15 protein-coding genes are annotated in these 17,714 nt (G+C 39.4%); 2 read left to right on the forward strand and 13 right to left on the reverse strand.

The genetic code is table 11. The features are described from left to right. Nucleotides 1-528 precede the first annotated feature (528 nt). The 5 genes from glmM to cdaA form a co-directional block, all read right to left on the reverse strand. Nucleotides 529-1,878 carry a phosphoglucosamine mutase gene (gene glmM / locus QKW49_RS10940; RefSeq protein ID WP_282867567.1) on the reverse strand — a complete coding sequence of 450 codons (1,350 nt, stop codon included), beginning with the start codon at nucleotides 1,876-1,878 and terminating at the stop codon, nucleotides 529-531. A 261-nt stretch (nucleotides 1,879-2,139) separates the two neighbouring features. Next, nucleotides 2,140-3,120 carry a patatin-like phospholipase family protein gene (locus tag QKW49_RS10945; protein ID WP_282867568.1) on the reverse strand — a complete coding sequence of 327 codons (981 nt, stop codon included), beginning with the start codon at nucleotides 3,118-3,120 and terminating at the stop codon, nucleotides 2,140-2,142. A gap of 113 nt (nucleotides 3,121-3,233) precedes the next feature. Continuing rightward, complete coding sequence (locus QKW49_RS10950; RefSeq protein WP_282867569.1) at nucleotides 3,234-4,838, reverse strand: FAD-dependent protein; 1,605 nt, start codon at nucleotides 4,836-4,838, stop codon at nucleotides 3,234-3,236. A gap of 6 nt (nucleotides 4,839-4,844) precedes the next feature. Then, the gene (locus QKW49_RS10955) at nucleotides 4,845-6,194 is read right to left on the reverse strand and encodes a CdaR family protein (protein WP_282867570.1); all 1,350 of its coding nucleotides are present in this window, start codon (nucleotides 6,192-6,194) and stop codon (nucleotides 4,845-4,847) included. Nucleotides 6,195-6,205: 11 nt separating this feature from the next. After that, the gene (gene cdaA / locus QKW49_RS10960; protein ID WP_282867571.1) at nucleotides 6,206-7,054 is read right to left on the reverse strand and encodes a diadenylate cyclase CdaA; all 849 of its coding nucleotides are present in this window, start codon (nucleotides 7,052-7,054) and stop codon (nucleotides 6,206-6,208) included. A 400-nt stretch (nucleotides 7,055-7,454) separates the two neighbouring features. Between cdaA and QKW49_RS10965 the strand changes: the two genes are divergently transcribed. Beyond that, the gene (locus QKW49_RS10965) at nucleotides 7,455-8,111 is read left to right on the forward strand and encodes a BON domain-containing protein (protein ID WP_282867572.1); all 657 of its coding nucleotides are present in this window, start codon (nucleotides 7,455-7,457) and stop codon (nucleotides 8,109-8,111) included. Nucleotides 8,112-8,487: 376 nt separating this feature from the next. Then, complete coding sequence (locus QKW49_RS10970; protein ID WP_282867573.1) at nucleotides 8,488-9,126, forward strand: site-2 protease family protein; 639 nt, start codon at nucleotides 8,488-8,490, stop codon at nucleotides 9,124-9,126. A 9-nt stretch (nucleotides 9,127-9,135) separates the two neighbouring features. Here the strand turns inward: QKW49_RS10970 and QKW49_RS10975 are convergent, their stop codons facing one another. The 8 genes from QKW49_RS10975 to QKW49_RS11010 all read right to left on the reverse strand — a co-directional run bounded on the left by QKW49_RS10975 (nucleotide 9,136) and on the right by QKW49_RS11010 (nucleotide 17,519). Next, a complete protein-coding gene (locus tag QKW49_RS10975) occupies nucleotides 9,136-9,609 on the reverse strand; it encodes a hypothetical protein (RefSeq protein ID WP_282867574.1) in 474 nt (157 codons plus the stop codon). Further along, nucleotides 9,606-9,944 (reverse strand): YtrH family sporulation protein, encoded by a 339-nt coding sequence (locus QKW49_RS10980; protein WP_282867575.1) that lies wholly within the window; start codon nucleotides 9,942-9,944, stop codon nucleotides 9,606-9,608. Before QKW49_RS10980 ends, QKW49_RS10975 begins: the two co-directional genes overlap by 4 nt. A 126-nt stretch (nucleotides 9,945-10,070) precedes the next feature. Beyond that, the gene (locus QKW49_RS10985) at nucleotides 10,071-10,226 is read right to left on the reverse strand and encodes an aspartyl-phosphate phosphatase Spo0E family protein (protein ID WP_282867576.1); all 156 of its coding nucleotides are present in this window, start codon (nucleotides 10,224-10,226) and stop codon (nucleotides 10,071-10,073) included. A gap of 108 nt (nucleotides 10,227-10,334) precedes the next feature. Next, on the reverse strand, nucleotides 10,335-11,633 hold the full coding sequence (locus QKW49_RS10990; RefSeq protein WP_282867577.1) for an aspartate aminotransferase family protein: 1,299 nt from the start codon (nucleotides 11,631-11,633) through the stop codon (nucleotides 10,335-10,337). A gap of 12 nt (nucleotides 11,634-11,645) precedes the next feature. Continuing rightward, nucleotides 11,646-13,574 carry a U32 family peptidase gene (locus QKW49_RS10995; RefSeq protein ID WP_282867578.1) on the reverse strand — a complete coding sequence of 643 codons (1,929 nt, stop codon included), beginning with the start codon at nucleotides 13,572-13,574 and terminating at the stop codon, nucleotides 11,646-11,648. Between the two features lie 218 nt (nucleotides 13,575-13,792). Then, a complete protein-coding gene (locus QKW49_RS11000) occupies nucleotides 13,793-15,454 on the reverse strand; it encodes an ATP-binding protein (protein ID WP_282867579.1) in 1,662 nt (553 codons plus the stop codon). A gap of 96 nt (nucleotides 15,455-15,550) precedes the next feature. Continuing rightward, complete coding sequence (locus QKW49_RS11005; protein WP_282867580.1) at nucleotides 15,551-16,699, reverse strand: amidase domain-containing protein; 1,149 nt, start codon at nucleotides 16,697-16,699, stop codon at nucleotides 15,551-15,553. A gap of 103 nt (nucleotides 16,700-16,802) precedes the next feature. Next, on the reverse strand, nucleotides 16,803-17,519 hold the full coding sequence (locus QKW49_RS11010; RefSeq protein WP_282867581.1) for a S24 family peptidase: 717 nt from the start codon (nucleotides 17,517-17,519) through the stop codon (nucleotides 16,803-16,805). Nucleotides 17,520-17,714 lie beyond the last annotated feature (195 nt).

Genomic DNA, 17,714 nt, shown 5'->3' on the forward strand with positions numbered 1-17,714 from the left:
GGAGTGGGGAGTAAAAAACACAAATAAAGGTTCATTACCAAACACTCCTCACTTCCACTGGTATATTTATTTTAATTAATACCCGACCTTTTTTAGTCCGCAATCGCTTACGGGTTTGTAAGATCTTTAACGGTGGTATGTAACACCGTGAGGTATCCGCCGAAAAATCGATAAACCTCATCCTCGTCAACTGCATCGCTGCAGTTCAGGCGCTTTATATTACTCTATTAACAGGGATTCACATTTCTACTCTTAAGAAATGTCCCCGGCTTTCATCCCAATGGAATCACCCCCAAAAATCAGTTAATAATTAATAGTGAATAGTGAATAGTGAATAATTATTAAAACCCAAATATTAAATTCTAAGATCAATGTACAACTATAAATCGCACGGTTTAAATAGTACATCACATTATAAAATAAATATGTATGCGGAAGGACTATTCACTATTCACTATTCACTATTCACTATTCACTATTCACTATTCGTTATTCACTATTCACTATTCATTATTCGTTATTCACTAATCATTGCAGTCTTTCCTCAATTAGTTCCGCTAACTGTTCTGCTTTTTCCTTTAGATAATTTTTGTCTTTTCCTTCTATCATGACACGTACCAATGGTTCTGTTCCGGAAGGCCTGATCAGCACCCTTCCATTTCCCGCAAAGTCTTCTTCAAGTTCTTTGATGGCTTGCGCAATCACTGCATCTTCCATATAGCTGTTTTTCTTATCATTACTAATTTTAGCATTCACCAATACTTGTGGTAACACTTGCATCACCGACGCCAATTCAGACATTTTCTTGCCTGATTTTTTAAGGACTGCCAGTAGTTGAAGCGCTGTCAACAGTCCATCCCCTGTTGTATTATATTCTAAAAAGATGATATGTCCTGATTGCTCTCCCCCAAGCTCATAACCGTTATTGAGCATTTCTTCCAGCACATATCTGTCCCCTACTTTGGCCTGTACCAGATTTAACCCTTTCTCCTTCGCCATGATGAATAATCCGAGATTACTCATGACAGTAACAACCAAGGTATTGTCTTTTAGCTTATCTTGATCCATAAGCTGAAGTGCGCAGATCGCCATAATTTGATCGCCATCTACCAAGTTGCCTTTTTCGTCTACTGCCAGCACTCTATCTGCATCACCATCAAAAGCCAGCCCTATATCTGCGCCGGACTCTACAACAAACTTTTGCAGCTGCTCCATATGTGTTGAGCCGCAGTCCTTATTAATATTCGTTCCGTCCGGTTCATTATGGATAGCACTTACTTGTGCGTTCAACTCTATTAATGCGGTGGGTGCAGATACAAAAGAGGCTCCGTTTGCACAATCAATAGCAACCTTTAATCCTTCAAAATCACAATCGATCGTACTCTTTACGAATTTAATATAATCATCCAGTGCATCTTCATTCTGGGTCTTATGCCCCACTTCTGCCCCACTGGGCGCAGGAATTTTCTCCGCATTATCTAAAATAATAGCTTCTATTCTTTCTTCTATCGCATCACTTAACTTATATCCTTTGCTATTAAAAAACTTAATGCCATTATATTCTACAGGATTGTGAGATGCCGATATGACTACCCCGGCATCGGCATTGTATAACCGTGTCAAATAAGCTACCGCAGGTGTAGGTACTACGCCAATAGAAACCGCTTCAGCGCCAACAGAACATATTCCGGCAATCAATGCTGCTTCCAGCATGTCTCCGGAAATTCTAGTGTCTTTTCCTACCAATATTTTAGGTTTATGATGCGTTTCCTCCGTTAATACATACGCACCAGCCTGCCCAACTTTAAAAGCCAAGTCCGGTGTAAGTTCAATGTTTGCTATGCCTCTAACCCCATCCGTTCCGAATAATCTTCCCATCTATGTACCCCTTTCATATAACGCATGCTTCTTATTCCTTAGTGATCAATTACGTTTGTCGCAATCTTCATCTATTATACCATATTTTATTCAAGTCTCAACTTGTATTTTACAAGAAAAGAAACAAAATGTAATGATTTCCCAATTTGATAAAATCACATAAGGATAGACTTAAACTTCTCAAAAAGTATTTGTTGGGTTAGGAATGAGATGAATTAGACTTTTTGAGTAAGTTACTCTATCCCATATATTGCCTTATATCTAATGAACATTTAAATACCGAGTGTTTGTTAAAATTCTTCTTCTAATCTCCGGCATTGCTTTTTTAGTCTGATCATACCCTCGCTGTATACATTCTTTGATTCTGGATGTCTCCAACAGCTTAACATCATAGATCTCAGGCTTGAGAATATAATCCGCATCCGACATCCTGGTTTTTGAAAGATGATACGCCATCACATCAATGGACTGGGCAGCAATTTCAAAGATATTATCAATCTCATCTCTTGTTTGTCCTGAATATCCCAAGTTGACAGCAAATACTTTATCTGCTCCGAAGCTTCTTAATATCTTTGTAGGAACATTGTCGCTGATTCCGCCATCCACCAACCTTCGACCACGAAATATTTTAGGTTTAAATACAACAGGGAACGCGGCACTGGCCCTTACAGCGTCCCATATGTCGGCATCATCTATAAATATGGTACTCCTAGTATCTCTAAACCGGGATTTATCTGATACAAACATCACCGTATGCGCTGTGTTGATATCTACCGCAGGAATTGCCAAAGGAATTCTGGCATCTCTTAATGTATAGACTTTTTTTTCACAGCAACACCTTCTTACCGTATCTTCAATCGTATTTCCCTTAATAAATCCATCTATTCTTCCTTCGCGTCTTAATATCCAGTTAAAGATAAAAATGATGAAAGCCAAATAATCAAAGTCTACCAGCGTTAGCTTCCCTCTGGTTTTGCTTCTTTTAAACAATAATAAATCTATCATAATAGGCACTGCTTGGCTCCAATCAGGGTCAGCAACACTGCTGGTATCGAACTTCATAAATATCTTTTCAATCTCCTCTGGTGTATACCCGGAAGCATACAAAGAAGCGATGATGCTGCCGGAACTTGTACCTGATATCATATCGATAGGGATACCGGCTTCTTCAAATGCCTTTAAAACACCAATGTGTGCAGCACCTCTTATCCCGCCGCCGGATAATGCAACCCCAATTTTCATTAAAACCACCTCAATCATCAACTGAGAACGGATAATTCACACTTTAAAACAAATGAAACGCTTCCCAAAACGGCATTCTCAATTATCAATTCTCAATTCATTTTACTCAGTGGCTATTCAATTGGTGCATATTTTTTTATGATTTGTTCGGCCGCTCTTATACCGTCAACTGCAGCGCTCACAATTCCGCCCGCATATCCCGCACCCTCTCCGGCAGGATATAAACCCGGCATATTCAACGCTTCACCGGATTCACTTCTGCTAATACGGATAGGCGCCGAGGTTCTTGTCTCTACACCGGTCATAATGACATCCGGCTGCGCATATCCTTTTATCTTTTGATCAAAGTATTGCAAACCTTTTTTCATCGTCTTGATTACATAATCCGGCAAGCATCGCGTAATGTCTGATGGAATCACACTGCCGGTGTAGCTGGGTTGTACAGTACCAATATGTTTTGACGGTATACCTTCTAAAAAATCCCCTACCCTTTGCACTGGAGCACTATATCTATTCTGACCTGTCTCAAAAGCTAATCTCTCCCATTTCCTTTGGAACTCTACCCCAGCCAGCGGATGACGGCTCCCAAAATCCCCCGGCCCCACCGAAACCACCAACGCACTATTGGCATTGTCCCGATCTCGCGCAAATTCACTCATACCGTTGGTAACAATTGAATCATATTCCGAAGCTGCCGCTACAACTACCCCGCCAGGACACATACAAAAAGAATAGCATGTCCTATCCGCACTTTTATAAACCAGTTGATAGTCTGCGGCTTTCAGTCTCGGATGTCCTGCGTAATCCCCGTACTGCGCTATATCTATGACCCTCTGAGGGTGTTCGATCCGTACGCCTATGGAAAACGGCTTTTGGATGATTTCAATCCCTTGCTGCAACAGCATTTCATAAGTATCTCTTGCACTGTGGCCTATTGCCAGCACCACTACATTGCTAATGATCTCTTCCTCATTATTAATGGTTACACTCTTAATGGATGATGTTCCGGTAAAGTTGATGCTTGTCAGCTTTGATCGAAATCTGACTTCACCCCCTAGTGATATAATTCGGTTTCTGATGTTTTTTACAACATCTTTTAATAAATCGGTGCCAATATGAGGTTTGCCTCTATAGCCTATTTCATCAGGAGCGCCCGCTTCCACCAAAGCTTCCAAAACCTTGTCACATCTTCTGTCGTTGATCCTTGTAGTTAATTTTCCATCTGAAAAAGTACCGGCTCCCCCTTCACCGAACTGTACGTTGCTTTCGGGGTCAAGCTGATTTGTTTGCCAAAACCGATGAACTTTTCTGCTTCTCTCATCTACCTCATCGCCTCTTTCCAATAATAGAGGCTTATACCCGTTTACTGCCAAAATAAGACCGGCAAATAATCCTGCCGGTCCTGTACCAACCACAATGGGTCTGCCTTTTATTATTTCCGCCCCGGAATGGATAGGTGGTTCCTGCTCCGGTATAATCAGCCGAACATTCCCATCCGAAAGTTTTCTTTCCACCTTGCTTTCATCACTATATAAATCAACTAATATCGAATAAGCAAACTCAATTCTGCTTTTCCGTCTAGCATCTATAGATTCTTTGATAATTCGAAGGTTTTTGATTTCACTTTCTTTAACTCTTAATTTCTTTGATATCTTTTTTCTAAGCAAGTTAATATCTTCATCCAGCGTCATTCTTATATTGCTTACTTGTAGGCTCATATGCTATTATTCCTCCGTCGAATTCGTGTTTCCAGGCTTTGCCGGTGTTGACGTCTCCCCCTGCTGCTTCGGGTTTTGACCTTCGGACGTCTGTGTATTTGTCCCTGAATTGTTTGTATTCGTCGCAGGTTTGGATTCTCCATCACTCTTCTGCTTGGATAGCTTAATGGTAACCGTATGACTCCCCACTACTTCGACATCTGAGTATACCTTTACATTTAACGGCACTTCATGCTGACCCTCATTAAGGTCTTTTATATCTATAGAAGCAAATATATTTTTTCTTTCCAAAGCACTCACAATACTTTCCATTCCTTTTACAGTTACCTCTACCTGCTTGGTAACAAGCCTGTAGCTTAAGTCTTCAGGTACATTATCCACTCTTATGTTTTGTACTGCAAATGTACGGGATATCTGCCTTTCAACATCAACTTTCACATTGACTGTATTGGTTTGGTCTACCAACTTCAGACCATCAGGGATCTTCAATGGGACATCTATGTCTAAATCTTCATTACTTTTATTGATATTAATCGGATCCGCAAGTATCTGGTACGCCGCATCTACCACTTCACTTTTCCCGGCTATTCTAACGGTTTTAGGAACAATCTCTGTTTTTGCAATCACATAGTTGTCAGCAGCCGATCCGTTCAATTGCGGAACAACCGGAACTTCCTTCCATTTCATAATCGGGTACACTACCTGAACAGTGTCTACATCCCTTGATACATGAGTACTATTTATTTTCTCCTTAGCTTTATTATATATTTCATATTTTTGTGTAGAAATCACATCTTTAGTTTGCCCGGTTAGGTCTATCTCAACCTTTAGACTATCCACAGCACTTATCACAGAAGAAGGTCCTCGAAGCGAAACCATATTTGGCGTTACCTGAGGTTCAAAAGCAATATATGGATCTTTCACGGAACCTTTCGGTACTATTTCCACCGGCTTTTGTATTTCCATCATTTTATCCAGCTTTACGTTTATATAATAAGGTTTCTTTTCCAGTATGGTTATGCCTTCAATGAGCGGGTCCACCTGTACTGATACAGAATGCTCTCCTGTCCGGTTTAGTCCTCTTAAGTCCGCGATAACTCTAAAACTTTGTTCGCTAACCCCAGTCAAAGCTTTTGTCTTTCCTTTAATTTTTAATGTAACTTTATCCGCCACATCCCCAAGCACGAAAAGACCTGCTTCACTGACCAATTCATTTCCCGTTATTTCAATCGGGATATCTTTAAGGGTAACTTCTTTCTCAGGATTTTGAATATCTACCACATATATCCATAGAACAATCGCAATAAGGGCCGAAATAACTTTCAAGGTAATATCCTTATTAAAAATTTCTTTCATTTGAATACCCTTCACTTGCCTTTCCCCTTCCAAGATATAAGCTTTTTCTTATTTTTTTTCTCTCTACTAATCTGAATGGTCTTATTGAGTGCTTTCTTCAGCGTTTCTACTGTCAAATTTCTAGTAAGGTCTCCGTCCAGAGCAAAAGAAATCTTTCCTGTCTCTTCTGATACAACAATTACTACAGCATCAGAGTTTTCGGATATGCCTAATGCGGCCCTATGTCTTGTCCCTAGTTCCTTGCTGAGATTTTGGTTTTGTGTAAGGGGAAGAAAACATGCCGCGGCTTTGATCTTATTCTCCCTAATGACGACTGCACCGTCATGCAACGGTGTATTAGGAATAAATATATTTACCAGCAGCTCGGCACTTATGATGGAATCCATCGTAATACCCGTTCTGATAATATCGCCGATTTTTGTATCTCTTTCAATAACCATAAGTGCACCAATGCGGTTTTGCGAAAGCGTATGTACTGCTTTTGCGATTTCTTCTATAGCAAGAGCGATACTGCTTTCGGTATTGTACTCTTCAAAAACAAACATATTGCCAAAACGGCTTCTTCCCATCTGTTCGAGAGCACGGCGAAGCTCCGGCTGGAAAACAACCAAAAGAGCCAATACACCCACCTGCATGGTGTTTTTTAGTATGAAATTAATGGTATTTAAGTTTAACCAGTCACTAAGCTGTGTAACCACAAGAAGAATCACGATCCCTTTAATGAGCTGCTCTGCTCTGGTTTCACGGATAAGCCTAATGGTTTTATATATAACATAGGCAACAATCGTAACATCAATAATATCGCTTAGTTTTATAAACTTAATAAATTGGAATAAAAAATCATAAAGACTCTGTAGCACAGCTGCGCACCCCTGTTTATCTTTTAATTAGATTATACCTTTTTTATTTTCCATTTGTCAGTAATTTTTATAATTTTTTCGAATAAAATACACAATAATTTCATCGCATAAATTGGTGAAGTTATACAAATGATAATTATAGTTATAAGCTCGGAGTTCGGAGTTTGGAGCTAAAAAAGAAATATATATTTCAATTATGAACATTATGTTGATATGCTAAACACCGCAATCCAAATAATCTGTATTAATACACTACTAATTTAGGCTTATATAAACAAGTATATCACATAAATAATAAAAAGAAAACGGCATGCATCCATAAGTATACATACCAACTTTGTACAATGCTTAAACTCTGCTCTTGAATTTTCGAGTGATAAAATATGATGGAGGTTTATATATGGATAAAGATGCAAAAATGACTAAAATTATCAAAGATAACTTAGAGGAAAAGATGGGGGCTAGCTCTATGGATATAAATGTAGAGTATCAAAACGGCTTTGTCCATTTATCCGGCTTCGTGGATGTATTGGCTGAAAAAAAATATGCGGAAGAGATTTTAAAGGGAATGGATGGAATACACAATATTGAAAACAATCTGACTATTTCCATGGATGGCGAGCTAAGTGACAACCATATCATGGCTGAGCTTGACCGGACAATCAAACATAGCAAATATGCCAGTAATCTCCGCAGAGTCAGTTCTAAAGTATCGGGAGGCAGCGCTACATTGACAGGCGCTGTAAGCACTTTAGCGGATGAGATGCATGCCATTGAGCTTGCCCGCAGCGTAAGAGGCATCAAAGATGTGGCTAGCAATTTGGATATTACATCTTCACACAGCTATGATGACGCAACATTAAAGAATAAAATCAATCAGGTGCTTTCAGGCACACGCCTCAGTATCCCGGATATTCAAACCGATGTAAGTAATGGAAAGGTCACACTAAAAGGCTATGTAGCCACTGCCAAAGATATGGAACTTGCCATAGAATTGGCCGCCGACGTTGAAGGTGTCTCCCATGTGAGCAATAGATTGAAAATCAGAAGGCTGTGAGAAGCCTTAGCAAGACTCAGGGGACAGTCTGAAATCATTGAGAAAGTGCTTCATCGGTCAGTCGCAAAGCACGGGGACGGAGCTTCACTCCTTATCAGTGATCTCGACCTGTCCCCATGTCTTGCCCTTCTGTGTACTACAACGTCCTATAAACTATTAAAACTTATATGGTTTTTATATTGTACATTAATCACTATTCATTATTCATTATTCATTATTCATTATTCATTATTCATTATTCATTATTCATTATTCATTATTCATTATTCATTATTCATTATTCACTATTCATTATTCACTCTCCACTGCTCTCTTGACGCTCTTTTCTTATCTATGTTACTATTTCATTATACATTTGTTTAAGAGGAGAGTTCATATGCTTCATTTTGATCCCATGGAGATCCTGCTAACTTTGCCGGGAATAATCATCGGTTTTGTTTTTCATGAATTCGCGCATGCTTATGCTGCCGTCAAGTTAGGAGACTCTACACCAAAGGATCAAGGAAGACTTACTGTCGATCCTCTGCCGCATCTCGATGTCTTTGGTCTCATATTGATTGTTATTACCGGATTTGGCTGGGCCCGGCCTGTGCAAGTAGACCGCCGCAATTTCAAGAATCCCCGCCGTGACGATATAATGGTTTCATTAACGGGTCCAATGATCAATCTTGCCATTGCGTTCTTTTTTGCAATACTGTTAAAACTGTTTATTGTTGCAGGGTTACCTTACCGTATGAACGAAACCATTGCCAGCGGTATTACAGCTATTGCCCAACATACCGTCCGCATTAACCTTGTACTGTTTATTTTTAATCTTCTTCCCATTCATCCGTTGGATGGGTTTCACATTCTTTCCAACATGGTGCACTATACGAACCTTAACAGGCTTTACCGCTTAAAATATTTTAGCAGATTCATCCTGATTGCAATTATCATCACTCCTACTGCTTCCTACATCATTACACCACTGGTGGACAGCATCTATAAAGGTCTGTTTACATTATTGGCTTTGTAACGTGTGTCTTTATTCACTGCTATCTGGGCTTTTTACGTCCACTTCAATCCACAGTTTCAGAACATCCGACAACATGACTTTTTTAACCGCCAATTTATACTCCTGATCCCCTAGCCGCATGATTCTATTGTCTATGATTGCAGCTGCCATATCCATATCGATACTTTTTACTTCTTTACCCACTAACGCATTATATTTTCCTTTTATATGCTTTTCAAGGTCTATTTTCTCAATATTATCTCCTTCATATACTAAAATAACTTCTACGTCCTTCAATATGAACCGCGTATTATTTATCGACTCTTCGAGCTTCTTAAGCCGTGCGTCCTTATCTTGAACTACGGCTTCGAGATAGCTGATTCTCTCAGAATACATATCCATCCTATAGCTTACCAAGACAGTAAGACTTATCACGCCTAGTACTATACCGATTACAACGCCTGTTATCAGGCAAATCATAAACTTTAGATGTTTCATGTTCATTTCGGCCACATATCTCCGCATTTTTGAATAAGTTTAATAAAGCTGAACCCGGCATTGGCACCGATAAGCGCTATAACAATATATGCAGTCTGCCGGATCACTGATTTGATCTCTCCTTTTAGCAGTCCTTGTTCTATTGCCTCAAAAGATGAAAAAGTACCTCCTAATGCGACAGCTACTGCCCATATTTTTATAGAACGTGCTACATCCAGCATGGTCTTTAGCGGAGGATGATTATTCACCAACGCGCCTATTCCTGCAAACACGCCTGCTCCCACTACCACTCCGAAAGCAATGAGAAGATTATATACAAGATTGGTAATAAAAAAAACCACTGCTATCACCCTTTAATTATTATGAGTATCTACTAATTAAAGGTATTATACCGGTAGCTTTTTTATGCCAGAAATATTCATCCGGTGTTAACTCCATAACCGTCTCCAGATTGACTTCCCCACAAATTATGCGCTCTTTAAATACTCAACGATAAGATTGTCCAATATAGCACTTACTCTTAAAACGCTTTCGGATAAAGGCCCTTCTTCTTCTATCAATTTGTTAAGCTGGTATTGCACTTGGTGAATTTCTTTTTTTAATACATCTCTTTCATGGGTCATGCAATCCGTCTCCTTTATAGTATTGTGCTGTTCTTACAATAATTTGATTGTAGCATTTTACATAATACTGCAAAATAGTATTTAATGCCTATTTAAAAACACAAACTTTTATTTATTATCCCATTTATTTAAAATATTATTTAATTCACATAACATCCGATCCACATCTTCTTCGGTAATAATCAAAGGAGGCTGAAACGCCAATACATTTCTATCCGCACCATTCTTCCCAATCAGGATTCCTTTCTCTTTTAGCGCTTCCAGTATCATATCCGTTTCTTTTACTGCCGGTTCTTTCTTCTCTTTGACTAATTCTACTCCCTGCATTAAACCCATGCCTCTGACATCTCCAACGATCCTGTGGTTTTCTTTTATTTCCATCAAGCCCTGTCTTAGTTTATCACCAAGGACCCGCGCCCTTTCACACAAGTTTTTGTTTTCAATATAATCCAGTACAGCGATACCGGTAGCTGCGGACACTGGGTTTCCCCCCAGCGTAGAAGCGGAAGGACGGGTAAATGCCGCTGCAATTGTATCACTCGTTGAATATGCGGCAATGGGCATACCATTTCCCAATGCCTTTGCCATGGTCATAATATCCGGCTGGATATCATAATGTTCTATCGCAAACATTTTTCCAGTTCTTCCAAAACCGGTCTGCACTTCATCTATGATTAGCAGAATTTCATATTTGTTTAAAACTTCTTTTAGTGCTTTAAAATATCCCTTAGGCGGCGTAATCATGCCGCCATTACCTTGGATAGGTTCTGCAATCATCGCTGCTACTCTTCCTGAAGTAGTCTTTTTTATTACGTTCTCTACCTGCGCCACACATTCCATGCCGCATTGCCCATCATCAGCCTTATAAGGACATCGGTAACAATACGGATTTGGTACAAAACTGATACCTGCTGCGGGATTAGGGTCTGTTCTCCACATCCCCAGACCTGTTACAGCCATTGTCAAGTGTGTTCTTCCATGCAGTCCGTTATACATGGATAAAAACTCGCTTTTACCGGTATAAAGCCTTGCCAGCAGCAGTGCCCCTTCATTGGCCTCCGAACCTGTCCCACAGAAAAAAGTTCTCTTCAAATCCCCCGGCATTACCCCTGCAAGCTTCTCAGCCAGATCTACAATAGGCTGTGTAAGATAAATGGTCGTAGTATGCTGCAGCGTTTTCATCTGCGCGATTGTCTTATCCAATATTTCAGGATTACAGTGCCCGCAGTTCATCACTGATACCCCTGCAAAAAAATCCAAGTATTGCGTTCCCTCACTATCATACAAATATTGCATTTCTCCTCTCACCATCTGTGGTGGCTGGGAATAGAAATGGTAAGAACATGGTACGAGATATTCTTTCTTTTTTTCTAAGATTTTCTCCGGCCCTATATAGTTTGTGCTCATATTCAAGCCTCCTCAATCGTAATTCAATGCACCTAGAGTTTGTCCTCTTCCCGTGATCTCTTTAAGCATGTTTGTTCGCACATCATCATTTTCTTCTTGAAGGTGCAGATGCTTTATAGCATCCCGATAAACTGCCACAACTTTGCCCAGCACTTCAGGCTGATAGTGCTGTCCCTCTATCCTCAAAGCTCCGACGCCCAAACTGCACAAGTCTTTTATTAAAGGCAGCAAACATATATCTTTTGAAGTAATCATATGATTTCTACAGTATTGGTCCGCATATATTGGATGCTTGCATCCTTGTTCATCTACAAGGACTGTTCTATTCCCTTCGCAAAAATCCTCACAGCAATCCTGAGAAGTGAATTTAGAACTGCTTGCAGCATAAACGCAGTGTTCCGTATACATAACTACCGGTGCGCCTTGCACTACAATTTCTATAGGTACATGACTACGGTGCAGTACGTCTTTCAGTACATTGGCAGGTGCTTCAACCGATAATGTCAGCCTATTTAATCCTTCATGATGGTAAAAATCTGCAGCCCTGCTGTTGTAGCAGTTCAACGCATAGTCTCCAACCATCTTCAGTTTTTTCCCACTATATGCTGCTACAGCACCAAAGTTGGTAATAACCACCCCTTCTGCTCCCAATCTTTCCAAATCATTTAAAAGCATCTGATAATCACTGAACTGCCGTTCAAACATCATCCGAGGCAGCGCATAATAGATTTTCTTTCCCTGCGCGTATTCAATCGCCTTGCTTATTTCTCTTTTATTAAATGGGCGGTCATTTTTAAAAACTTCCCCTGCAAGATAAATCTCATCTGCGCCATGATCTACCGCTTGCTTTAATGACGCCATATTATTCACCTTTATCACCAGCAAGGGTTGATTACACGCCCTATCTGTATTAAGCTTTATTTTTATCTCTTTTATTCTGCCTTTCTCTATTTCAAATTCCTCTACCGCTCTACTGAATACCCTTGGCTCTCTTTTACCGCTCAAATCGATGTTCGCGCTGCCCGGTACCTTGAAGGCATATCCGGTAGATAGCTCTCTTTGCCTGCTGTCATAAAGTTTTTTATACTCTTCCTCATCGGTGTAATAACCCGCCGGGTCATCCAAGTACCGGTCAATGGCATTACGGTATATATTAATCAACGATACAAGATATTTGCTATCCCGCATTCTTCCTTCAATTTTAAAAGAATTCACTCCTGCGCAGATCAGTTCCGGAATATGCCTGTACATGCACATGTCTTTTACCGCGAGGTGATATTCACCATCGGACACCGTACCCTCTTTTCCATCCACATGAAACGGCCATCGGCACGGCTTCATACACAATCCCCGATTGCTGCTTTTTCCAAAGAGCAAGCCGCTGTACAAACACTGAGCGCCATGTACCGCACACATATCACCATGGACAAAATATTCATATTCCATAAGCGTAGCTTCAGACAGTTTACTGATTGTTTGCAGGCTTGCCTCTCTGGACATTACAACTCGTGAGACACCCAACTCCCGCAGTCTGTCAATCATCGGCTTATTATGAACATTCATCATTACGCTGGCATGCAAGGGGATATCAATATTTGTTTGTTTTATAATGGATAATGCCCCCATATCTTGAATAATCAGCGCATCGGGTCTTACATTATTGAGGAACAATAAATACTCCTTCGCACTATCTATTTCTTCATCACTCATCATATTATTAAAAGTGATATATAGCTTTTTTCCCATGGAGTGAGCAATCTCTATCGCTTGTTTGATCTCATCGTTTGATAAATTGTAATCTTTACGGTGCATTCTCATGTTAAACTTCTTGCCGCCGAGATATACGGCGTCGGCGCCGCTGCCGATAATCTCCTTAAAAATATCGAATGTACCGGCAGGAGCTAACAGTTCTACTACTTTGCCATTGAAAAATCTACTCATTGTACACACCTTTTCTCTATTTATAATTGTAAATATTCGGATTATTATACTATAAATGAACTAAAACGGAACGCCACAGGGGGCGTTCCCTACGAATGATACATAATAATTTATATCAATTCATAAAGATTAAGAGATTTTGTAGGGAGCGGCCCCCGTGCCGTTCCGCTAACCTCAAGTACGGTAAATATCTATATCTTAAGTTGGCAGTTCGCTATCTACATTCGATACTGGGGAAAACGCACGATGAAGTGGTTTCCTCGCTCATCCACTACCAAGTCGATACGCCCATGATTTTCACGCACCAATTTTTTTACGATATGCAGACCCAATCCGCTTCCTTCTTTTCCTTTTGTAGTAAACCCTTTATCAAAGATTACTTGCCTTAAATCCTCTCGAATAATGGGCACATTGTTACTAATTTTAAACACATACTCATCCAACTCACTATAGATACGTATGGTCAACAGCTTGTCCTCTGCATCTGCGCGGGTCAAAGCATACATAGCATTTTTAATGAGATTGGTTATAATTTTCACTAGATCGTAGATGTTGACATTTATATTTGCAGGCAGCTTTATAGTATCAATCTTTACTTCGATATTATTCTTTTCAGCAGAAATAATTGAAGTAAAAATTGCAGATTCTATCTCGGGAATTCCTATTTCATAGTTTTGAGTGATAATTTTTCCTTCTTCCGAAATCTTCTTCAGATATTGAGCCGCCTTCTGGGACTGATTCATTTCTATGAGTGAATGTATAATTTGCAAATGATTCATAAAATCATGCTTATAGATCCGCAGTTTTTGAAGCGTATCTTCACTCACCAACAACCGGTAATTAGTCATCTCCTTTTCTGTAACCAATCGTGAAAGAATAACCATCTCAATAAACACCCACAAGGCCACAATAATACTAACAGGAATAATAAGCCAATAGCTGTTTCTCAAAGCACTTCTGATTAAGTGCATTAATTCTTCCACCGATATAATATTTATAATATACCATTTCGGATAATCTAATGCAGCCACCCCTAACGCATACGCCGTTCCTTTAATCTTTATTTCGTCAGCCTTACCTATCAAGTCAGCTTGTGCATGGCTGCGCAGTATGCCAGCAGGGACGTTATACTTTGGTGAAGTTAGAATAGGCGTAAAATCCTTATCATAAAAAGAAATCTGCCCGGCAAGCTCATAGGGAATATTCTCAAATAACGATTGAAAAGACCCAATATCCAACATGACAAACAGATACCCTATTGTTTCTTCCATATCAATGGTTTTTTTGTGCTCGCCCTTGGTTGCTACCCCTACTTCTTTCAGTTTATGCAACATAAAAAGCATCGGCTCACCGTCAGCCTCTGCTGAGTAAAAATCAAAAAATCCATATTGCCACGTTTCATCTTCCATGGATTGCAAAAATTCTTTTTGGAGAGCACTTTTCATAAACGCTCGCGAATCGATGATATGACTTTCATCATCAAAATATAGTTTTCCATTTATAGTAATACAAAAAACCCGGTCAATAAAGGAATTCTGCTCTAATTTTTCAAATTCCTGGTTATAAAAGCCTGTAAGCCGTTCTTGCTGCGTAGGCGTATAGGATTCAAAACCCTGTACCGTTTTTCTTAACGCACGATTGGAGGATATGTTAAATATACTCTTCTTTATACCTTCCATATTTAATTGAGTAGATTCAACTGTTTTTTTAAGAATTTGTTCCATTGCTTGCATTTTTTCCTCTTTTACTACCTGTAATGCCTGCGTATAAACAAATATAGTGTTAAGCGTAATAGGTATATAAATTAAAAGCAAGAATAGAATCAAAAAACGGATACGAAGCCTTTTCGCATGCGTTAAAAAGTTAAGAACCTTGTTCAATCACTGCAGCCCCTTTTCACATTTTCTCTTATTATACTACATAAAAGCAAAATGTAAAGCCATAGCATCCTGTAGGGTGCAGTTGCTGTGAACCAATTAATAATTCACATGTACCAGCCAAAACTTAATCCCTTTGTTACTCCATCCCAGATCCCACGGCACCTTATTTCTGTCTGTATTATGGCAACTCACCAACGAATACCCTTTGGAATCCGCACCGGTTACAACAGAAATATGTGTTACTTTTCCTTTTTTCTCATATGCTACAAAATCCCCCGGCTGCAATTTATACGCCTGTTTATATACTTGATTATACGTACCGTACGCAATTTTAGATGCTCGGCCGCTATACAACATATAATCTTTAAACCCCTGCGCGTTCACCCATGCTTTAGTGGCACCGCCCTTATTATAATTCCATGAGCCGGTCTTCTTAAACTTGCCTCCCTCATACAATATCTGAGAAGCAAAGTTGGCACAGTCTCCACCTTGAGGATTGTAGTCTCTGTATTGTTTGTTATATTGAAAGTCATATTGTTCTTCACTGGCTGCACCACAATACTGGTCGGCATACGCCACCGCATTTTTCCTTCGTTCATTCAAATCTGAAAAATCTCTTTGGGAAGCTGCCAGTATATAGCTTTTAATCTCCTGGCTTTTTATATCATCCAGATTCAATGAGTCCGCGAAAGGGTCGGTGTACCACTCTCTTGTAATCAGCCAACGGTCATACTTCTCCATTAAATCAAATATGTGATATGTACCGATTCTAAACGAATTCACCTTATCCGGCTCATTCTCATAAACGTATTGATACTCTGTAGAAGCAATAAAATTTACCGTAAAGCCATTTCCTTTGTCCTTACCATACCGAACTTTTATGGTGGGCACGATATCAATGAATTTCACTCCCTGTTTATCCGACCACTGTTCTAGATACTTGGCTTTCTTAACCTCATGTTCATACGCCCATGTACCATATTTAGTGCTTGTGTCAAAGAGTGACTTAACCAATTCCATATTCCCTTCAAGTATTGCTTTACTTCTAATCTCAACAATCTGCTGTACCTGTTCAGTAACTTCTTCTTTTTCAAAAACACTTAATGAATTGGTAAAGCTATTTGTAAAAATAGCTGCTGTATTATCTGTTCCGGACCTTTGCACCATCAATGCTAAGATCCCTACTACAGCCGCTGCCGCTATCCATATAACCGTTCTTTTTCTCATAGTAACAAATACAAACATATAAATCCCTCCCTACTACCACTCATAAGATTATATGAATGTTAATGAGAAGAAATTATTAAAATTGTTAAATTTATTAAATAATCATAAGATCATAAATCTTTTATAGTTTCATTTCCACCTTATCCAGTTTGACTAGTACTTTTATATTCTTAATAGGAATTGTTTCGGTAATCAGACTTCCTCTATTGCTGACCAGCAGCAAATGATTGCTATCTAACTTCTTAATCTGTCGGATTTTCCTCTCCCCGTTATATTCTACAAGGCAAATCGTATTATTTTCAATCTCATGGGTCGTATAGCCAAACGCGATATCACCTTTTACTATTCTAAACCCCATCATATCACTGTCTTGTATTTCAATAAACATGACTTTATCCTTAGCGTGCCCTTCTATCCTGTTAGATATAACCGGCAGTGGGCGTGCATCCAATACCTTGCTAAGACTGTAGTCATAAATCGGAACATTCTTCAAAACGGATTCCAACGCATCGTTCCACACTATCTGTGTCTTAGGCGCTTGCTGCTCTTCGTTCGCTTCTTTCAACTTCTGCGCTGCTGCCTTCCTGATATCCTGAATATCTTTTTTCCCTTGCAGCTTATCAGTATTATTTTCCTCTATCTGATACAGCATATCATCATCTATATTGTACCCGAATACTTTAGAAATCCTATCTAATAATGCATCGTTCAATATTTTCCTGCCTTCTTCTACTTCAATGATAAACTTTTCAGCGACGCCTAATTTTCTGCCCAATTCTTTGGCACTCATTCCCTTTTGTACCCTGACATTCCGAATCTTTTCACCAAGTCTGCTCATTTTACCCCGCCTTTTAGATTGTAATTTTCCCTTATTATTATAATGCTAAATATGGTATAGCTCAATAATAAAATCTGTGGTTTTAACGTAAGCTTCATAAGTGAGGAGTGGAGAGAAAAAAACTCTCCTCACTCCTCACTAAAAAGTTTTCCATATAAGCGGCTCAGTAAGATTTATTTACCAAATAGGTCTTGA

This window comes from Petroclostridium sp. X23 (genome assembly GCF_030013905.1).
GTDB lineage: Bacteria > Bacillota > Clostridia > SK-Y3 > SK-Y3 > X23.